Below are 18,022 nucleotides of genomic sequence, written 5' to 3' on the forward strand. Positions count from 1 at the left end.
CGGTGTTGTAGCCCGGATAAAGCGAAGCGAAATCCGGGGCCGCTGTCGCGTTTGGCAACGATGCCGGATGCGCTGCGCTCCCTCCGGGCTACGCCGTCAACTGGCGCGGTGTGATAGTATCCAGATTTCACCGCGCTATAACCGTCGCCGACGATATCGGGCGACAGTTGCCATGGCGCACAATCACGACCACGACCATGACCACAGCGGTCATTCTCACGGACATTCCCATGCCGGGCACGCGCACGCGGGTCATTCCCATGCCGGGCACAGCCACGCGCCCGACAGTTTCGGTACGGCCTTTGCGGTCGGCGCGTCGCTGAACACTGCCTTCGTCATCGCCGAGCTGATCTTCGGCTATTCCGCCAACTCGCTGGCGCTGGTCTCCGACGCCGTTCACAATCTCTCCGACGTCATCGCGCTGCTGCTGGCCTGGGGCGGGGCGTGGCTGGCCGGGCGGCGCCCGACCGACACCCACACCTATGGCTATCGTCGTGCCTCGATCCTGGCGGCGTTGTTCAATGCCGGGCTGCTGTTGATTGCGGTCGGCGGCATCGCGGTCGAGGCGATCAACCGCTTCCGCGAGCCGGCCGAAGTCGCAAGCTGGACCGTGGTCTGGGTCGCGGCGCTCGGCATCCTGATCAATGGCGGCACGGCGCTGCTGTTCATGCGCGGCCGCGACAGCGACCTCAATGTGCGCGGCGCCTATCTGCATATGGCGGCGGACGCCGGCGTCTCGTTCGGCGTCGTGATCGCGGCGCTGCTGATCATGGCGACCGGCTGGCAGTGGCTCGATCCGGCGATCAGCCTCGTCATTGCCGTGGTGGTGCTGCTGAGCGGCTGGGAGCTTGCCCGCGACAGCGTCAACCTCGCGCTCGACGCGGTGCCGAGGGGCATCGATCTCAAGCGGGTGAGGGACTATCTCGGCGCGCTCGAGGGCGTCACCGAGGTGCACGACCTGCACATCTGGGCGATGAGCACCAGCGAGACCGCGCTGACCGCACACCTGGTGCGGCCCGGCGGACATGACGATGTCTTCCTGCATCGCGTCTGCGCCGAGCTGTCGGAGCGGTTCAGCATTCACCACGCCACGCTGCAGGTCGAGATCAGCAGCGAGACCTGCCGGCTGGCGCCGGCGGAAATGGTCTAGCCTGCGGCGAGACTCACTCGCGTTCAATTGATCGATCGACCCACGTCCGTGTCTTCCACGGCCGCCGATGAGGCGGCACATTGCGGCCGCGCGCGTTGAGCGGGCGCGATCAATGGAGGGCAACGTGAAGAAGGCAATCGGTCTTGCGATGTTGCTCTGGCTCGTGGGCGCGGCGCCGCACGCAGACGCCCAGCCGGCGAAAGCAGGCGTCGAGCGGCTCTACATCCTCAACTGCGGCGAAGGCGTTGCCGGCGACATTTCACGCTGGTCGCCCGGCGTCAATGAAGGCAAGTCGATGGATTTCGTCGACAATTGCTATCTGATCAAGCACGCGCAGGGCTGGTTCCTGTGGGACACCGGCATTCCCGACGCGGTCGCGGCGATGCCGAACGGCCTTGCGCCTGCCGATCCCAAGGCGGTGACCTGGCGGCGGCCGAAGACGCTGGCCGCGCAGCTCGACCAGCTCGGGGTGAAGCCGTCGGACATCAAGGCGATCGCCGTCTCGCATACCCATCCCGATCACATCGGCAATGTCGAGCTGTTCCCGGCCGCGATGCTGTATGTGCAGAAGACGGAGTATGAATGGCCCGGCGCCAACAACGCGCCGCGCTTCAAGCCCGAGCATCCCGTGACGAAACTCGAGGGCGACCGCGACGTGTTCGGCGACGGCAGCGTAACCATCTTGTCGACGCCGGGCCACACGCCCGGCCACCAGTCGCTGCTGGTGAAGTTGCCGAACACCGGCGCGGTCGTGCTGACCGGGGATGCCGTTCACTTCAGGGACAATTGGGACAATCGGCGCGTGCCGAGCCTGAATGCCAGCAAGGAGCAGACGCTGGCCTCGATGCAGAAGATCGCCGACACGCTGACGAAGGAGAAGGCGCAGCTCTGGATCAACCACGACAAGGCCCAGCGCGACGGGCTGAAGCTGTCGCCGGACTTCTATGACTGAGCTGCTTCGGCGCCGTTCGCTTTCGACCAGCCCCGACCGGCCTGATCAGCTGTGCGGGGCGGACGGTGCGGTTACCGGCGGGGCGGGCGCGTGCTTCGGCTTCATCGTGCCGGCGTAGAACGACAGCGCGTAAACCAGGATGATGCCGGCCAGATAGACCCCATAGGATTGCGGCGGGGTGGTCGCCCATCGCGTGAGGCGTCGGATCGGGTTCGGCTGGCTGGCGTCGTTATCCATGCGCCCTTTTGCGCGAAGGCCGAGGCAAAGGGAAGCGGAATCGCCGGCACTCGGTGGCGTCGTTCCGCCCGAAGGAGGTGAGGCGGGGCGGCCTTGCAATGCCGGACCGGCGTCCGCATCTGTCACGCGACGACCAGCCCTTCCTCCCGCACCAATTGCCCGGCATAATCCTACGCATGGAACTCACGCCTCGTTTGCGCCTGATGAATTGGCTGGTCCGCCAGGGCCTGACCGGCCTGCCGGAAAACGACCTGCTGCGCGGCTTCTGCGAGCGCTGCCGGGCCGCCGGCATGCCGTTGTCGCGGGCGATCGTCTTCATCGACACCCTGCATCCGATCTTCGAGGGCCGCGGCTTCCGCTGGAACGACGGCGAGAGCAACGAGGCCGACATCTTCGAATACGGCTCGACCAGCAGCGGCGAGGCCAGCCAGAACTGGCGGCGGTCGGCGTTTCATCACATGCTCGAAAACGGCCATGAGGAGATGGTGATCGATCTCAACGGCTCGCACGATTTTTCGATGATCGGCGACCTCGCCGAGAAGGGCCACAAGCATTTCGCAGCCTTCGTGCACCGCTTCGGCGAGGCCGGCACGATCGGCGAGATGGACTGCTTCTATTCCTACTACACGACGCGCCGTTCGGACGGCTTCGACGAGAACCACATGTCGGCGCTGCGCGACCTCGTGCCGGTGCTCGGGCTCGCGATCAAATCGGCCGCCCAGGTCGAGATCGCCCGCACGCTCGGACGGGTCTATCTCGGCCGCGAGACGGCGGAGCAGGTGCTGCGCGGGCGCATGCAGCGCGGCATCACCGAGAAGATCAAGGCCGTGCTGTGGTACTCCGACGTGCGCGGCTCGACCGCGATCAGCGAGCGCATCGGTCCCGACGAGATCATCCCGTTCCTCAACGACTACGCGCAGGCCTCGATCGACGCGATCCACGATGCAGGCGGCGAGGTGCTGAAGCTGATCGGCGACGGCGTGCTGGCGATGTTCACCAGCGAGAACATGGCAAGCGCCAGGCGCGCGGCGCTGCGCGCCGAGCACAGATTCCGCCATAACATCCGCGTGCTGAACGATCGTCGCGAGAACGAGGGCCGGCCGACGACCACGGCCTATGTCGGCCTCCATGTCGGTGAGGTCTTCTACGGCAACATCGGCAGCGAGGACCGGCTGGATTTCACGGTGGTCGGGCCCGCCGTCAACGAGGTCAGCCGAATTGCTTCGATGTGCGCATCGGTCGACCGCGAACTGCTGACTTCGACCGATTTCCGCACCGGGCTCGACGCCGCCGGCCGCAACTATCTGGTCTCCACCGGCCGCTTCGTCTTGCGCGGCATCAGCCATGCGCAGGATCTCTATACGCTGGATCCGGCCGTTACCGCCGACGAGGTCGTCGGCGGCAAGTATGAGCGCTATCTGGCGAGCTAGACCCTCCCGTCATTGCGAGGAGCGAAGCGACGAAGTAATCCATCTCTCCGCAAGGCGGAAATGGATTGCTTCGCTTCGCTCGCAATGACGTTGAGGGGCGAGATTAGCAGCGCACCGGTTCGCCGACCATGTCGGGCTGACGCCTGAGCGACACCGCCGGCGACATCAGGATCACCAGCGCCTGGGCCGCGAAGACCGCGGCCGCGAGGTAGAGGCAGGCTTCGGCGCCGTAGAGGCCACCGACGACGGCGCCGAGCGCGGAGCCGAGCGGGCGGGCGCCGTAGCTCATGATGTTGATCGCGGAGACGCGGCCGAGCAGCGACGGCGGCGTCACCGATTGCCTGAGCGTAGTGGTCGAGATCACCCACAGGATCGGGCCGACGCCGAGCAGGAAGAAGCCGAGGCCCGCGAGCAGCGGCGTCGCAATCCAGGTCGTCAGCGCCATCACGAGTGAGGCGACGAGGCCGGTGACCGGGCCGAGCCCGATCACGGTGCCGAACGCCAGCCGCTTCATCACGCGGGTTGCGAACAGCGCGCCGACCACCATGCCGACGCCATACATCGCGAGCGTCGTACCGACACCGGTGGCGCTGAGCCCGAGATGGCGCACCGCATAGGGCACGAACACGGCGAGCAGCAGGAACGACGCGGTGTTGAAGATGAACTGGGTGATGAATACCGGCCGCAGCAAGGCATGATGCATCACGAAGGCCGCGCCTTCCTTGATGTCCTGCAGCGGATGCCGTAGCGGGGCAGGCGCCCGCGCCGGCTCGTAGATGCCGGCGAGCAGCACGACCGCGATCGCCGACAGCGCGGCGGCAAAGCCGAATGCGGGCGCAGCGCCGACCCAGCCGACCAGCACGCCGCCAAGCGCGGGGCCGCTGGCGAAAGCGACGGTGCGCGCAAGTTCGATACGGGCATTCGCGGCCGGCAATTGCTGCGAGGTCACCAGGGACGGGACCAGCGCAGGAGCTGCGACGCTGTAGGCAACCGTGCCGCAAACCGCGATGAAGCCGAGCAAGGCGAGCAGCGGCAAGGTCATCACGCCGAACCACAGCAACAGCAGGATCGCGGCAAGGGCCGCGGCGCGCAGCGCCTCGGAGCCCGCCATCACCCAGCGCCGCGACACGCGGTCGGCCAGCAGGCCGGCGGGAATTGCAAACAGGATGAACGGCAGCGTCAGCGCGGTCTGCAACAGGCCGGTCTGGCCTTCGCCGACGCCGAGCACCAGCACGGCGACGATGGGCGCGGCCGCAAGCGCAATCTGCTCGGCCGATTGCGCGGCGAGGTTGGACCAGGCCAGGCGGTTGAAGGTGGCGGGCAGGCGCGGCGTATCGGCGGACATGGCAGAATCCTTGAGGAAATTCGATCTGGCCATAGTGTGTGGTTGGAAGACGCCCGATCCCACCCGTTTCCCGACAACGCCAAAAACAAGGCCCGCCGTGAGAGGCGGGCCTTGCCGATGCGATGTTCAGAGCCTGATAGGCCATCAAGGTTTGGGATCAAAAGCGAGCTGGCCCGTGATCGTGCCTGCGCTGTGCTACGACCTCGGGCCAAGCGTCGCGTGGCCGGCTCCGGATATGCTGGTCGGCGCCGTTGCCGTGCTGTCGACGGACGGGGCCGGCACTTCCGCTTGAGTGGCACGCAGCGCACTCAATAGGTTGGTCATGGCGTCGGGGCCCGCAGGGAATCCCGCCTCCGCGAGGATCTTGTCGATCATCGGCTTGAATGCCGAAACCGACAGCAACTGCGCGGCGAGCCCGTCGCCGAGCCCGAGACCGCCATTGCCGTTGGCATGGCCATTGCCGCCGCCGCGGCCGAGCATGCCGCCGGTGTCGAAGATCCGGATATCGGAGATTTTCTCGATCGGCTTCACCGCCTCGGCGAGCGCGCTCGGAATCACGTTGATCCGCGCGAGGTTGAGATCGTAGGCGATCATGTCAGCGCTCAGCTTGTTGCGCGCCTCCGCCTTCAACGTCGCGACTTCCGCTTCCGCCTGGCCGAGTGCCTTGACGCCGGCGGCGCGGGTGGTGGCGGCATTGGCATCGGCTTTCGCCAGCACGTTGGTGGCCTCGGCCTTGTTGGCCGCAGCCTGCTTTTCGGCCTCCGCCATCACGGTGATCGGCATCGCATTGGTCTCGGCAACCTTGCGCGCGGCGATCACATTGATGATCTTGTCGCGCTCGGCGACCTCGGTGGCGCGGGCGGTGGTGACCTTTTCCTCGGCAGCTATCGCCAGTGCGCGCGCGGTCTCGGCGATGGTCTGGGCTTCCGACTGCTCCTTGCTCTTGGTGGCCACCGCGATCGCGGCCTCCTGCGCCACGATCTGCAGCTCGCGGTCGGTTTCGGTGGTGCGGCGCTTCACGGCGAGATCGGCCTCGATCTTGCGGGTGTCGCGGGCCTGGTTGGCCTCGGTCTGCTTGTTGGCGACCGCGAGCTCCTGCTGGATGCGGTATTCGGCTTCGTTCTGCAACGCGGTCTGTTCGACCTGCGCGGTCTGAGCGCGCATCGCGGCGGTCTTGTTGGCGATGTCGCGCTGCTGTGCCAGCTCGGCCTCGCGCTTGGTGCTTTCGATCGTCAGCGTGGTCTGCCGCGCCACCAGGTCCTGCTGGGCGATATTGACCTCGGTGGTGCGGACGATCTGGTTGCGCTCCTGCTCACGCTCCTTGGTGATCTTGGTCAGCGTGGTGAGGCCGTGTGCGTCGAAGAAGTTGCTCGGGTTGAAGTGCTTGATGTCGCTCTGGTCGAGCCGAGTCAGCGACACCGATTCAAGCTCGAGACCGTTGTTCTGGATGTCGGCGCCGACCGCGTCCTGCACCGCCTTGACGAAGGTCGCGCGCTGCTCTTGCAATTCCTCGAGGTTCATGGTCGCGGCAACCGAGCGCAGGCCGTCGACGAACTTGGCCTCGACCAGCTCGCGGAGCTCGGCCGCGTCATTGGTGCGGTTGCCGAGCGTCTGCGCGGCCAGTGCGATCGACGAAGAGTCGGGTTTGACGCGCAGATAGAACTCGGCGCCGATGTCGACGCGCATGCGGTCCTTGGTGATCAGCGAATCGGGGCCGCCGCGCGCGACCTCGAGCCGCAGCGTCTTCAGGTTCACCGCGGCGGTGGAGTGGAAGATTGGCAGCACGAGCGAGCCGCCGTCGAGCACCACCTTCTGGCCGCCGAGGCCGGTGCGCACATAGGCCTCATCGCGTGTCGAGCGCTTGTAGAGCTTTGCGAAAAGCAGGCCAATGACGAGGATAGCGAGGACGCCAATGGCGACGGGTACAGCAAGTTCCCACATATGTTATGCCCTGTTGCAAGATTGTTGTTGTTCAATGAGGTCGGCGGGAGCGGCAATCGCGATGAAGCCCCTGGCGTCGCGGTCGACCAGCAGCACGCTGGTGCCGACCGGCAACGCCTCGGAATCAGGGCTGGCACGCGCCGACACAGTGTGCCAGTTGCCGAAGACATCCTTGAGACGGACCCTGCCGGGCAGGCCCTGATCGAGCGGGCCGACCGACACGGTTGCGACCTTGCCTACAAAGTCGCTGTCGTTGACCGCATAGCTCTCGTCGCGCGGAATGATGCGGGCGAGGCCGCGGCTCGTAGTTCTGATCACTGGGACGCTGCCGGCGGCAGCCACCACCGCGGCAATCGAGACCGGAATGGCGGTGCCTGCGGCATGCGCCAGTCCCTGAAGCAGGAAGCCTCCGATCGAGAATATGCCAAGTATCAGGATGATCAGGATCAGGAGGGGAAGCCGCCCGGCGTTGATCCAGAGAAACAGGCCACTGAGAGCATTGTGGCTCTCGGCCTCGACCGCGAAATCCTTGCCGACGAGTTCGCTGATCGAAAGTCCGACCATGGTGGTCAGCAGCTCGATACCGCCAAGTGCCACCATGATCGCAGCCGCGACCGCGAAGGGCCGCACGTCCGGGGCGAGCAGAATGTCGCCAACTGCACTCATTTTTCTGACTTGATCCTTTCAAGCCGCGCCGCGATTTCCTTTTCGCGGTGCAGGCGATCGAGTTCGTCAAGCTCCTTGTCGCCGAGCACGCTGGAGGCGGGGACACCGGTGACCCGGGCAATCGCCGCCATGGCGCGTTCGGCACTCAATGTATTGGTCGTCGATGGGGCCCGGCTGGTTTCGTCCTTGGCCTCGCGGACCAGACTTTGTTCGAGATCGGCCAATCGCGCCTCTGCCTCGCGCCGCGCGCCGAGCATGGCTTGCAGCGCCTTGGTCTGCTCGTCGATCTCGAGCTCGATGAAATCCATCGCGCGTTCCAGCGCGATCACCTGCGACTCCAGGTCAATTTGCCGTGCGACACCGGCGCGCGCGAGATCCTCGCGACTTTCCGCAAGTGCGAGACGGATCTTCTCGTTCAGAGCAGTCGTCTCGGTATCCAGTTCTTCGCGCCGCCTCTTCAAACGAAATTCTTCGGCGCGCGACTTGCCGAGCGCGTAGCGCGCTTCGTCGGCGCCGGCGTCGATCTCGCGGATCGCCTGCTTGACCAGCGCGACCTTGTTGTTGCTCTCGACATTGTCGATGGTCTGGCTTGCGATGGCGGCAAGAAGCCGGCCCATGCGCGCAAGGATGCCTTCGTGAAGCATGGTCTTCTCCTCCGGTTGTGCTGATTTCGATTTGACGGCGATGTGGATTTCGTAGCCGCGTCCATCCGAGATCAAATGCGCCGGGAAGGGGCTTTCCCAGCCCGAGACATATCCCGGCACGTCGAACGGCACCAAGACGCGTCCGCTGACAGTGCTAATGGTCAGTGAAGTTGGGCCCTTGATTGCAAACAACTTGTCGTCGAGCGGTATCCGGCGGACGGCGGCGCCTGCGATGTAGTTGGCGCGGTCGCGCAGGCCGAGCGTCACCAGCCGCGCGGGTAGGCCGGTCTCCTTGCGGATCTTCTCGTAGGCCTGGGCGTGCAGCGAGACCAGGTTGGCGCCGACAGGCGCGACCTCGGCCAGGATCGCCATCATGCGGTCATAGGCCGCAAAGGTCGCCTCGATCGCCTCGGTGCCCGACGGGTCGGGGGCGAGGGAGTAGCGCAGCGTTGCGGTTGGCGTCTCGACGGGCAGCTTGATCATGAATCCAACGTAAAGCACTTCCTCAGTGCTTTACAAGACAGGCAGTCAGTATCATTTTCGTGAGCCTAGATGCAGTTGCAAATGAGTTGCAATAACGGGGAGGATCGGTCATGCTTCTCGGATGGACGCTCGCACCCCTGAAATGTCTCCCGTTTCTGTTGCCGATACCGTGCCAGGTGGCTGGCGGGGCGACGCCGGGCATGCGCGCAGCCTGCCGGAGGTGAATGCCACCGTTGCGGTCCCGACCGGCGGCCTGTGGTGGCGGCGGCTGCTGGCCTTTGCCGGGCCGGGCTATCTGGTCTCGGTCGGCTATATGGACCCCGGCAATTGGGCGACCGATCTCGCGGGCGGGTCGAAGTTTGGCTACACGCTACTGTCGGTCATCCTGCTCTCCAACCTGATGGCGATCCTGCTGCAGGCGCTTTCCGCCCGACTTGGCATCGCCACCGACCGCGACCTGGCGCAGGCCTGCCGCGCGACCTATTCGCGGCCGGTGAATCTGCTGCTGTGGCTCGCCTGCGAGGCCGCGATCATCGCCTGCGACCTCGCCGAAGTGATCGGCACCGCGATCGCGCTGAAGCTCTTGTTCGGCATTCCCCTGATCGGCGGCGCACTGCTTGCGGCGCTCGATGCTTTCCTGCTGCTGCTCCTGATGAATCGCGGCTTCCGCTTCCTCGAAGCCTTTGTGATTGCGCTCCTGATCGTCATCGCGGTCTGCTTCGTGGTCCAGATCGCAGCCGCCGCGCCGCCGATTGCCGGCGTGATCGGCGGCTTCATGCCGTCGCGCGAGATCGTCACCAATCCGGAGATGCTCTACATCGCGATCGGTATCATCGGCGCGACCGTGATGCCGCATAACCTCTATCTGCACTCCTCGATCGTGCAGACCCGGGCCTATCCGCGCACCGAGGAGGGGCGGCGCGACGCGATCAAATGGGCGACCACCGACTCCACCATCGCGCTGATGCTGGCGCTGTTCGTCAACGCCGCGATCCTGGTGCTGGCGGCCGCGACCTTCCACAAGAGCGGCCACTCAGATGTCGCCGAGATCGACCAGGCCTTCGAGCTTTTGTCGCCGCTGCTCGGCCTCGGCATCGCCTCGACGCTGTTTGCCGTGGCGCTGCTGGCTTCCGGCCTCAACTCGACCGTGACGGCGACGTTGGCCGGCCAGATCGTGATGCAGGGCTTTCTCGATCTCAGGCTGCCCGACTGGTTGCAGCGGCTGGTGACCCGCGGCATCGCGATCGTTCCGGTTATCGTGGTGGCCGCGCTCTATGGCGAGAGCGGCACCGCGCAGCTGCTCGTGTTCAGCCAGGTCGTGCTGTCGATGCAGCTGCCGTTCGCGGTGATCCCGCTGGTGCGCTTCGTGACCGACAAGCGCAAGATGGGCGCGTTCGCGATTTCGCGCCCCGTTGCGGTGGCAGCATGGATCGTCGCCGGCCTGATCGTGATCCTGAACGTGAAGTTGCTGATCGATACGATCTTCGGCACCTGGAGCGCCTGACTGAGGAGGCGCTAGTCCTGCGGCTCGGCCAGCGCCTCACCTGACGCGTCGACGCGTAGCCAGCCCGACGGCGCGAGCCGCTGCTGCGGCAGGAAGCGGCCCTTGTAGTCCATCTTCTTGGAGCCCTCGATCCAGTAGCCGAGATAGACGTAGGGCAGGCCCTGCCGGCGGGCGCGGGCGATATGGTCGAGGATCATGAAGGTGCCGAGCGAGCGGGCCTCAAGCCCTGGCTCGAAGAAGGAATAGACCATCGACAACCCGTCGCTGAGCACATCGGTCAGCGCCACCGCCATCAGCTCGTCGCCGCGGCCGGTGATGGCGCTGTCGGCATTGCGCTTGCGGTACTCGATGATCCGGGTCTCGACATGGCTGTCCTCGACCATCATGGCGTAGTCCAGCACCGTCATGTCGGCCATGCCGCCGTTGCGGTGGCGGCGGTCGAGATAGGCGCGGAAGACCGAATATTGCTCCGAGGTCGGCACCGCCGTGCGCTGCTCGCCGATGATGTCGGCGTTACGGGCCAGTACCTTGCGGAAATTGCGGGAGGGGCGGAATTCGTTGGCGACCACCCGGACCGAGACGCAGGCCCGGCAGGCGTCGCAGGCCGGGCGATAGGCGATCGACTGGCTTCGGCGGAAACCGCCATGGGTCAGCAAGTCGTTGAGATCGCCCGCTTTGTCGCCAACCAGATGCGTGAAAACCTTCCGCTCATGCCGGCCCGGCAGATAGGGGCAGGGTGAGGGCGCCGTCAGATAGAACTGGGGGGTATCACGCGAATGCTGGGTCACGTCTGATCGTCGGGCTCCACATACAATACAGGCAGCCGAGTTAGCATCGCCCCCCGGAGGCTAACGGTCAATTGGTTTAGGCGGGCCTAATAAGAGGCCCGCGCGGCCGGGGTGACCTGGGTCCGGACCGAGCTGTTGATCATGACGGTTCCGAGGATGATGTCGTGCAGCAGCCGGCGGCGGCCGTTGAGGAGTCCGACCAGCAGCACCAGCGGCGACAGGAACGAGATCGTCACCCAGAACAGCACCGCGTGGGTGGCGCCGAGCACGAAATAGCCGCGCGCGCCGTACCAGGTGCGCAGTTCCAGATCCATCATGCGCATGCCAAGCGTGGCCGAGTGCTGCCCGCCGATCGAGGCGCCGTAATAGACGATGGCCCAGACGATCGAAGCGGGCGACACCAGCCAGAACAGTGCCCAGCCGAGGCCGAGCGTGACGATGCCGAAGATCGCGATGAAGATCACCGCCAGGATCACCGGCACCGATAGCACGAAGAGGTCGATCAGGAACGCAAAGACACGCCGCGTCAGCACGCCGCGGAACAGTTCCGGCTGCATCAACGGATCAAACGCATGCGGCGGAACGCCGCCGTCGTTGCGCCACGCGCTACCGTCACTGCCGTAAGACATGACCAACCTCCGATGAAACTCCCGCGCAGGACATGGGAGCACGAGGCTCGCCTGCCAAGGCTGCGCGAACATTAACTAGCCGAAATATTCCGGCGATTCGGCGGCCGAAACCGCCCGCCTCGGTGTAGGCTGGAGGTTGCGTGACGGTGGGGGGACATATGGGCACACAAATCGGGTTGCGCTGCCGCTGTGGCGAGGTTCGAGGCGTGGTCACGAACGCCGCGCCGACCGCCGTCAATCGCGTCGTCTGCTACTGCGACGACTGCCAGGCGTTCATGCATCGGGTCGGCCGGGCCGATCTGCTCGATGTCCACGGCGGTACCGACATCGTCCAGGTCGCCCCGGCGTCGCTCAGTTTCGTGCAGGGGCATGACAAGATCGCCGGGCTGCGGCTGACGCCCAAAGGGCTGTACCGATGGCACACCACCTGCTGCAATTCGCCGGTGGGCAACTCGCTGACACCTGCCGTCCCGTTCGTCGGAATCGTGGCGCAGGCCTTCGACGGCGGCGCGCCGCGCGTTGACGAGGTGTTCGGCAAGCCGACCGGCGCAATCCTTGGCAAATATGCGATCGGCGAAGCTCCGAAGGGATCGACCGGCTTCAACCTGCCGCTGATCCTGCGCGCGATCGGCAAGGTGTTGGGCTGGCGCCTGCGCGGCAAGGCCTGGCCGCATCCGTTCTTCCAGCGCGAGACGAATGAGCCGATCTACCCGCTGAGGCTGCTGTCGCAGGACGAGCGCGAGGCGCTGCGCCCGCTCTGCGGTCCACGTCCAACCGCGTCGGCCGGACCCGTATAGCGCCCTTACGATTCCGCCTTGATCTTCTCGGCGGCCTTCGGCGCGAAATAGGTCAGGATGCCGTCGGCGCCGGCGCGCTTGAAGCCGACCAGGCTCTCCATCATCGCGCGCTCGCCGTCGATCCAGCCATTGGCGGCGGCGCCAGCGATCATCGCGTATTCGCCCGACACCTGGTACACGAAGGTCGGCATCGCGAAATGGTCCTTCACGCGGCGGACGATGTCGAGATAGGGCATGCCCGGCTTCACCATCACCATGTCGGCGCCCTCGGCGATGTCGAGCTCCACCTCGCGCAGCGCCTCGTCGGAATTGGCGCTGTCCATCTGATAGGTGCGCTTGTCGCCGGTCAGGGTCTTGGCCGACCCGATTGCGTCGCGGAACGGGCCGTAGAAGGCGGAAGCATATTTCGCCGCATAAGACATGATCTGCACGTCGCCGAAGCCGTTGTCGTCGAGCGCCTCGCGGATCGCGCCGATCCGGCCATCCATCATGTCCGACGGCGCGATCACGTCGCAGCCGGCCTCGGCCTGGGTCAGCGCCTGCTTGACCAGCACCGCGACGGTCTCGTCGTTGAGGATCTTGCCGCCCTCGATCAGCCCATCATGGCCATGGCTGGTGAAGGGATCGAGCGCGACGTCGCAGAGCACGCCGATATCGGGAAACTCCTTCTTGATGGCGCGCACCGCCTGGCAGACCAGATTGTCGGGGTTGAGAGCCTCCGAACCTTGCTCGTCGCGCAGGGCCGGCTCGGTGAAGGGGAACAGCGCGATGCAGGGGATGTTGAGCCTGGCGGCGCGCTCGGCGTCGCGGACGATCTGGTCGACGGTGAGCCGCTCGACGCCGGGCATCGAGGCCACCGGCGTGCGGGCGTTGTGGCCATCGACCACGAACATCGGCCAGATCAGGTCGTCCGTGGTCAGCACGTTCTCGCGCACCAGGCGGCGGGCCCATTCGGACTTCCGGTTGCGGCGCATCCGGATCGTGAGGTCGAGCGAGGGGGAGGCGAGGGCATCAGTCTGGCGCCGCGGCGCATCGCGCAATTCGATCGGGCGCCCGAATTTGATCGCCATATTGTCTTCTCCTCGACGGACGGCTGGTCTGGACCTGATATAAGTCTGGTTCTAGCACCTGTCAGGGGCGCCGTCATTGCGCCGCTATTGCAGCCCTGTTGCACCCTTGGCGCGCTTGATCTGCCGCAACGGCGATTGATTTTGGGCCCCCGACGGGCCAAGACTGCGCCATGAACCCCATTTTGCAGCTGCCAAGCGGCGATTCGGATGTCTGACACCTCTGCACGCGATCAGGCGCGGGACAACGCCATCTCGGTGAGTGCGATCTCGTCCGACCGGATCGAGCCGGACGACAATGCGTGGACGCGGCGCCTCGTCATCTTCCTGCGCATCATGGCCGTCGTCTCGGTCGCTAAGGGTCTCTATCACTGGGCCCAGGTGACGGGCTTCGTCGGCGGCGAGGAGGAGGCCTTCGAGAACCAGTCGATGGCCTGGCAGACCGCCACGATCTATTTCGCCGTCATCGAGCTCGTCGCAGCCGTCGGGCTCTGGCTCGCGACGCCGTGGGGCGCCGTGGTCTGGCTGACCACCGTGGTGTCGATGGCGGTCATCGAGCTGATGTTTCCGGGCATCTATGGCGGCAGCCTCACCGTGGTCGGGCTCGAGGCCCTGATGCTCGCGGCCTATCTTGCGCTGGCCTGGATGTCGGCGCGCGAACGCCCGCCATAGGCCGTGATGGCTTGAGCACTGTTGCCTGGCTGCGACAACGCGGCGAAGAGCTGACGGTGACAGCGAATATTTGGCAGTCGTGCGCGGAGCGAGAAGACAGCGTCGCTGGTTCTGCTAGGTGGATGCCTCAGATCGCATCCCATTTAAGGCGTCCCATCGCGGGAGCGCCTTTGCGGGACCTGCCGTCGGGATCCATTTCACCGGATCTCGGCGCGTGTGCCGGCCGGCTTTGCGCGGGCCGACGGCGGAACCGATCTGGCCGCGGCGACGAACGGGGGCCGCTTTCGCGCAGCCCATGCGTCCCGCCCCGATGCACTCCCATAAAATTTTCGAAGAATTTTCCGGTAACCGATCGGTCACCGTAAAGGGTTCCCTCACACCCGTTACGCCACCGTTTCGAATTCAGACGCTGCTGTTTCCGAATGTGACAGGTGAGGCACACGAAGCGTGAACAAGGGCCCGCCACCGTCAATGAACAGTTGCGAAAAGTCCTTGATCCATGGGCTTAATCCACGATTCACTGTCTTAAATTCATGATCTCTTTATTCTCTTATTTAAGCGGATATTCAAACGGCCCCCTTACGTTGGACCTATCAGGCGGGACACAAGTTTCGTCGAAATAAAGTCGATAAAAACGACAAACAGGGGAAGTGTCATGATGAAAGCCGTTGCGACAACGGCGGCGGATGCCGCTGATCGCGCTACCGGTCAAGCTCCGGTGCAGCCGCTCTATCTCGAAGCCCTGACTTTGGTGGAGCGGCTGCATCGCCGGCTCCTCGACGTCATCAAGGACGAATTCGATCGTCGTGGCCGCGCCGACATCAACTCGGTGCAGGCGCTGCTCCTCTACAATATCGGTGACAAGGAACTGACCGCCGGCGAGCTGCGCACCCGCGGCTACTATCTCGGCTCCAACGTCTCCTACAATCTGAAGAAGCTCGTCGAGCTCGGCTTCCTCGATCACCAGCGCTCGCGCGTCGATCGCCGCTCGGTCCGCATCCGTCTGACCCCGCAGGGCCAGGAAGTCCGCAAGATCGTCGATGCGCTCTATCAGAAGCACGTCAAGACGGTCGAGCAGGTCGGCGGCATCTCGAACGAGGAGTTCGCGAGCCTCAACAAGTCGCTGCACCGCCTCGAGCGCTTCTGGACCGACCAGATCCTGTATCGCCTCTGAGCCTTCCTCGTTTCGCCTGATGGCCAAGCCGGCCGCTTCAGAAGACCGGCAGCCTCCCTCCAGTCGGCGCATCGGTCATGCCCGGCCGATGCGTTTTTCATGCTGCACCTGCGAAAATAAATCGGTCCCGGCGAGGAACCAAGCCGATCCCTGCGCTTTATCCCGTCTCCCAATTGAGAGGCAGGACATGCTGGTCGAACGCGGGATTGAGGTGCTGAACGTCGAGGTCGTCGGTGACGCCTACGCGATCGCCTCGAATTATCTGCGCAAATCCGGCGCCATTCCCGACACTTTCGCCACCAATGAGCGCCTGCTCGGCATCGTCGTGAAGCTGTTCCAGCGCGGTGAGCTGAACCGACTCCGCCTCGCCAACAAGGCGATCGCGAAGTTCGAGGCCGAGACGCTGGTGGTCGCCTGAGCGTCAACCCGGAGACATCAATGGAAGCCGCGATCGATCGGATCATGCAGACGTATGATCTGCTGCTCAACCGCACGTCCGCTGCAAGCGACGAAGCACGGGCGAAGGTGACAGAGTACGTGCAGACGCTGTTCGAGGCGGGCGAGCGCGATACGCATCGGTTGACCGTGTGCGGGCTGACCTATCTGCGCCAGCTCGACGGCAGCACCGACCATGTGAAGGCCGGGTTTACCGGGCTGTAGGGCGTACTTTTCTGTCGTCCTGCCTAGTGTGCAGTTGCGCACGGGAGCAGGGACCCCATAACCACAGGGCCGTGTTGTTGAAGTGGGCTGTGGCCCCAGCGTCGCGCAACAATCGAGATTTGGGGTAATGGGTCCTGGCCTTCGCCAGGACGACACTGCGTGGCCATCGAATCATAAATCCGCGTTCTCGCGACACGAATCGTCCGAGCTTTGCTTTTTATTCCGCCCCTCTCTCTCGCAGAGGGCGCAGGGAAAGCCGGGTGCCGATCGCACCCATGGGCCCCGAGCAATGGGTAGAAAGCTCGGGGGTAGGACCACAGGTGTAACCGGAAACAACCCGGCTTTCCCTGCGCGATGGGTTACGGCTTATTTCGTGCTCTCCCCGGCGAGACTGGGCTTGCTTGTCACCGCCTTCACAAGACGCGTTCGCGCTTTGTGAAAAGACACCTGCCGCTAGGGCGTCAGGACCACACGACTTCACCGTCCGCATCACGCGCATTCGTCGACTGCGCGATCAGCGTCCACCGCATCTCACCGCAACACCCGTGACGATGCGCAGCGCCCCTCGATCGGGTGAGACGGGCAGACCATATACTGAGGTTCATTTCGGATAAAGCGAAATATTTTTGCGCGAGGCGGTTGACAGGTTTTTGCTGAGTTGCCCGTCGGGTTGTTTTGCCGCACGTCGCGGGAGGGGGCCGCGCGAGTCAAGCACGCGGCCTTGGTTCTGCGGCTCTCCGTGTGTCCGGAAACGCCGCCGGCCTGGTTCCGTGGCCGGAACACCGTACTGCCCCGGATTTCATCGCAAGCCAGGATGGCCGTAATACAACTCTGCCGACACTACTTTTATTTACAGAGCATTTCTTAACTTTTGAGTTTTTACAAATCCATTCCAACCGGCAGAAAAGGACCGCCCGTGTGACGGTCCTTTTCGATTCGATTGCTCACCGCAGCAGGAGCCACGCCACGCTGGCGAGCAGGGCCATCAGCGACACCACCGCAGCGGCGACAAAGGCAAGCTCCACGCCGTCGAAATGGTGGTGGTTGCGGTGATGGTTCGCCTGCATCGTCGCCCTCCTAGATGGGCGTCCGTTGACCTGGGGACATCAGCCATTCCGACATGTGCGCGGCGGCTTCATTATGCTGCGCTTGCTGGAGCAGCGCGTCACGGTCTCGACCAGCGGGAAGTTGCCCGGCACGGTCGCGAAGTTCTTTCGCTCCCTGCGTGAGCCGGATTTCGAGCGCATCGGCTTGCTTCACGCGGCGGCGGATTTGTCCCATGCATTTCCCTTTATCGGTTCCTGCCCGGAACAAGAGCCCAATTGTCGGGACACCGTAAGGTTCCAAGTTCAAAGCTCCTTCAGCAGCCAACTCCAATGCGCGCGGGAAGAGCGTTGCCGCGCGTCCGCGCTCATCGGCAATTCGGCTCACCTGATCCCGGTTCGAGATCGGGCGGCAGTCCTGAAGCCAGGGGCACTCCGGCGCGTATCGGAGGAGATGCGCACCGGCGATGTGGCGGTGAGCTCCGGCCCCGGCACATCGCAGGCGGGGCAGGTATTTTTCAGCCATGTCAGTGCACGCGCCATCGAGGCTGTATGCCGCCTGATGGTCGATTCCCTTGATCTCGAAACGCTCATGTCAGTTATCCCATGATGCCGCTTCGTCGGCATGCACAACCGTCCCTTCGCGATGCGAGCGCGAATGAATGAAGCGACCTGGCTTTCCGAATTGAAAATTGCCGGGACGGGAGTTTCTCCGCGCTCCCGGACTATGACGACAACTCTGAGCTTGCCGTTCTGGTTCCTGGCAAAGCGACGCTCGATGCGATCCGTCGTCATATTGGCGGGCTTCACGCCAACGCTACGAAGTCAAAACTGAAATGG

General features: G+C 64.5%; 19 protein-coding genes. 10 read left to right on the plus strand and 9 right to left on the minus strand.

From position 1 onward, the window contains the following. Positions 1-172 precede the first annotated feature (172 nt). Both AC066Y_RS04145 and AC066Y_RS04150 read left to right on the plus strand, forming a co-directional pair. Positions 173-1,150, plus strand: a complete 978-nt coding sequence (locus AC066Y_RS04145) for a cation diffusion facilitator family transporter (RefSeq protein ID WP_478272776.1) — start codon at positions 173-175, stop codon at positions 1,148-1,150. Positions 1,151-1,262: 112 nt separating this feature from the next. Next, positions 1,263-2,102 (plus strand): N-acyl homoserine lactonase family protein, encoded by an 840-nt coding sequence (locus AC066Y_RS04150; RefSeq protein WP_478272777.1) that lies wholly within the window; start codon positions 1,263-1,265, stop codon positions 2,100-2,102. Positions 2,103-2,147: 45 nt separating this feature from the next. Here the strand turns inward: AC066Y_RS04150 and AC066Y_RS04155 are convergent, their stop codons facing one another. After that, entirely contained in the window at positions 2,148-2,339 is a 192-nt protein-coding gene (locus AC066Y_RS04155) for a hypothetical protein (protein ID WP_478272778.1), read from the minus strand. A gap of 176 nt (positions 2,340-2,515) precedes the next feature. Here AC066Y_RS04155 and AC066Y_RS04160 point away from each other — a divergent pair, with 176 nt between their 5' ends. Further along, entirely contained in the window at positions 2,516-3,769 is a 1,254-nt protein-coding gene (locus AC066Y_RS04160) for an adenylate/guanylate cyclase domain-containing protein (RefSeq protein ID WP_478272779.1), read from the plus strand. Positions 3,770-3,872: 103 nt separating this feature from the next. On the opposite strand, the gene AC066Y_RS04165 is transcribed toward AC066Y_RS04160, so the two are convergent. From AC066Y_RS04165 to AC066Y_RS04180, 4 genes are all read right to left on the minus strand, one after another. Beyond that, positions 3,873-5,114, minus strand: a complete 1,242-nt coding sequence (locus tag AC066Y_RS04165; RefSeq protein WP_478272780.1) for an MFS transporter — start codon at positions 5,112-5,114, stop codon at positions 3,873-3,875. Positions 5,115-5,309: 195 nt separating this feature from the next. Further along, entirely contained in the window at positions 5,310-7,055 is a 1,746-nt protein-coding gene (locus AC066Y_RS04170; RefSeq protein WP_478272781.1) for a flotillin family protein, read from the minus strand. A gap of 3 nt (positions 7,056-7,058) precedes the next feature. After that, positions 7,059-7,721: an OB-fold-containig protein gene (locus tag AC066Y_RS04175; RefSeq protein ID WP_478272782.1), complete on the minus strand. Its 663-nt coding sequence runs from the start codon at positions 7,719-7,721 to the stop codon at positions 7,059-7,061. Then, positions 7,718-8,848: a PspA/IM30 family protein gene (locus tag AC066Y_RS04180; protein ID WP_478272783.1), complete on the minus strand. Its 1,131-nt coding sequence runs from the start codon at positions 8,846-8,848 to the stop codon at positions 7,718-7,720. The genes AC066Y_RS04175 and AC066Y_RS04180 overlap by 4 nt, the downstream gene beginning before the upstream one ends. Positions 8,849-8,969: 121 nt before the next feature. On the opposite strand from AC066Y_RS04180, the gene AC066Y_RS04185 reads away from it, so the two are divergent. After that, positions 8,970-10,352: an Nramp family divalent metal transporter gene (locus AC066Y_RS04185; RefSeq protein ID WP_478272784.1), complete on the plus strand. Its 1,383-nt coding sequence runs from the start codon at positions 8,970-8,972 to the stop codon at positions 10,350-10,352. Between the two features lie 11 nt (positions 10,353-10,363). Here the strand turns inward: AC066Y_RS04185 and AC066Y_RS04190 are convergent, their stop codons facing one another. After that, entirely contained in the window at positions 10,364-11,140 is a 777-nt protein-coding gene (locus AC066Y_RS04190) for an arginyltransferase (protein WP_092114746.1), read from the minus strand. An 86-nt stretch (positions 11,141-11,226) separates the two neighbouring features. After that, positions 11,227-11,769, minus strand: a complete 543-nt coding sequence (locus AC066Y_RS04195) for an RDD family protein (RefSeq protein WP_478272785.1) — start codon at positions 11,767-11,769, stop codon at positions 11,227-11,229. Between the two features lie 158 nt (positions 11,770-11,927). Here AC066Y_RS04195 and AC066Y_RS04200 point away from each other — a divergent pair, with 158 nt between their 5' ends. Then, entirely contained in the window at positions 11,928-12,566 is a 639-nt protein-coding gene (locus tag AC066Y_RS04200) for a DUF6151 family protein (protein ID WP_478272786.1), read from the plus strand. 5 nt (positions 12,567-12,571) lie between these two features. Here AC066Y_RS04200 and hemB read toward each other — a convergent pair whose 3' ends face one another. Further along, positions 12,572-13,636: a porphobilinogen synthase gene (hemB, locus tag AC066Y_RS04205; RefSeq protein WP_478272787.1), complete on the minus strand. Its 1,065-nt coding sequence runs from the start codon at positions 13,634-13,636 to the stop codon at positions 12,572-12,574. A 207-nt stretch (positions 13,637-13,843) separates the two neighbouring features. On the opposite strand from hemB, the gene AC066Y_RS04210 reads away from it, so the two are divergent. The 4 genes from AC066Y_RS04210 to AC066Y_RS04225 all read left to right on the plus strand — a co-directional run bounded on the left by AC066Y_RS04210 (position 13,844) and on the right by AC066Y_RS04225 (position 16,139). After that, positions 13,844-14,305, plus strand: coding sequence for a DUF6163 family protein (locus AC066Y_RS04210; RefSeq protein ID WP_016845013.1), 462 nt, complete (start codon positions 13,844-13,846; stop codon positions 14,303-14,305). A 655-nt stretch (positions 14,306-14,960) separates the two neighbouring features. Next, positions 14,961-15,479, plus strand: coding sequence for a transcriptional regulator LdtR (gene ldtR / locus AC066Y_RS04215; RefSeq protein WP_018271925.1), 519 nt, complete (start codon positions 14,961-14,963; stop codon positions 15,477-15,479). 187 nt (positions 15,480-15,666) lie between these two features. Next, positions 15,667-15,897, plus strand: a complete 231-nt coding sequence (locus tag AC066Y_RS04220) for a hypothetical protein (protein ID WP_176530919.1) — start codon at positions 15,667-15,669, stop codon at positions 15,895-15,897. Between the two features lie 20 nt (positions 15,898-15,917). Then, on the plus strand, positions 15,918-16,139 hold the full coding sequence (locus tag AC066Y_RS04225) for a hypothetical protein (RefSeq protein WP_092114742.1): 222 nt from the start codon (positions 15,918-15,920) through the stop codon (positions 16,137-16,139). A gap of 944 nt (positions 16,140-17,083) precedes the next feature. On the opposite strand, the gene AC066Y_RS04230 is transcribed toward AC066Y_RS04225, so the two are convergent. Then, positions 17,084-17,206, minus strand: coding sequence for a hypothetical protein (locus AC066Y_RS04230; RefSeq protein WP_478272788.1), 123 nt, complete (start codon positions 17,204-17,206; stop codon positions 17,084-17,086). A 73-nt stretch (positions 17,207-17,279) separates the two neighbouring features. Between AC066Y_RS04230 and AC066Y_RS04235 the strand changes: the two genes are divergently transcribed. Next, positions 17,280-17,792: a hypothetical protein gene (locus AC066Y_RS04235; protein WP_478272789.1), complete on the plus strand. Its 513-nt coding sequence runs from the start codon at positions 17,280-17,282 to the stop codon at positions 17,790-17,792. Positions 17,793-18,022 lie beyond the last annotated feature (230 nt).

The organism is Bradyrhizobium sp. USDA3010, assembly GCF_056429065.1.

What these genes read in the sequence shown, in the direction of transcription:
- AC066Y_RS04145 (WP_478272776.1), top strand. Translation starts at nt 173, where the DNA reads ATGGCGCACAATCACGACCACGACCATGACCACAGCGGTCATTCTCAC.
- AC066Y_RS04150 (WP_478272777.1), top strand. Translation starts at nt 1,263, where the DNA reads ATGGAGGGCAACGTGAAGAAGGCAATCGGTCTTGCGATGTTGCTCTGG.
- AC066Y_RS04155 (WP_478272778.1), bottom strand. Translation starts at nt 2,339, where the DNA reads ATGGATAACGACGCCAGCCAGCCGAACCCGATCCGACGCCTCACGCGA.
- AC066Y_RS04160 (WP_478272779.1), top strand. Translation starts at nt 2,516, where the DNA reads ATGGAACTCACGCCTCGTTTGCGCCTGATGAATTGGCTGGTCCGCCAG.
- AC066Y_RS04165 (WP_478272780.1), bottom strand. Translation starts at nt 5,114, where the DNA reads ATGTCCGCCGATACGCCGCGCCTGCCCGCCACCTTCAACCGCCTGGCC.
- AC066Y_RS04170 (WP_478272781.1), bottom strand. Translation starts at nt 7,055, where the DNA reads ATGTGGGAACTTGCTGTACCCGTCGCCATTGGCGTCCTCGCTATCCTC.
- AC066Y_RS04175 (WP_478272782.1), bottom strand. Translation starts at nt 7,721, where the DNA reads ATGAGTGCAGTTGGCGACATTCTGCTCGCCCCGGACGTGCGGCCCTTC.
- AC066Y_RS04180 (WP_478272783.1), bottom strand. Translation starts at nt 8,848, where the DNA reads ATGATCAAGCTGCCCGTCGAGACGCCAACCGCAACGCTGCGCTACTCC.
- AC066Y_RS04185 (WP_478272784.1), top strand. Translation starts at nt 8,970, where the DNA reads ATGGACGCTCGCACCCCTGAAATGTCTCCCGTTTCTGTTGCCGATACC.
- AC066Y_RS04195 (WP_478272785.1), bottom strand. Translation starts at nt 11,769, where the DNA reads ATGTCTTACGGCAGTGACGGTAGCGCGTGGCGCAACGACGGCGGCGTT.
- AC066Y_RS04200 (WP_478272786.1), top strand. Translation starts at nt 11,928, where the DNA reads ATGGGCACACAAATCGGGTTGCGCTGCCGCTGTGGCGAGGTTCGAGGC.
- hemB (WP_478272787.1), bottom strand. Translation starts at nt 13,636, where the DNA reads ATGGCGATCAAATTCGGGCGCCCGATCGAATTGCGCGATGCGCCGCGG.
- AC066Y_RS04210 (WP_016845013.1), top strand. Translation starts at nt 13,844, where the DNA reads ATGTCTGACACCTCTGCACGCGATCAGGCGCGGGACAACGCCATCTCG.
- ldtR (WP_018271925.1), top strand. Translation starts at nt 14,961, where the DNA reads ATGATGAAAGCCGTTGCGACAACGGCGGCGGATGCCGCTGATCGCGCT.
- AC066Y_RS04220 (WP_176530919.1), top strand. Translation starts at nt 15,667, where the DNA reads ATGCTGGTCGAACGCGGGATTGAGGTGCTGAACGTCGAGGTCGTCGGT.
- AC066Y_RS04225 (WP_092114742.1), top strand. Translation starts at nt 15,918, where the DNA reads ATGGAAGCCGCGATCGATCGGATCATGCAGACGTATGATCTGCTGCTC.
- AC066Y_RS04230 (WP_478272788.1), bottom strand. Translation starts at nt 17,206, where the DNA reads ATGCAGGCGAACCATCACCGCAACCACCACCATTTCGACGGCGTGGAG.
- AC066Y_RS04235 (WP_478272789.1), top strand. Translation starts at nt 17,280, where the DNA reads ATGCTGCGCTTGCTGGAGCAGCGCGTCACGGTCTCGACCAGCGGGAAG.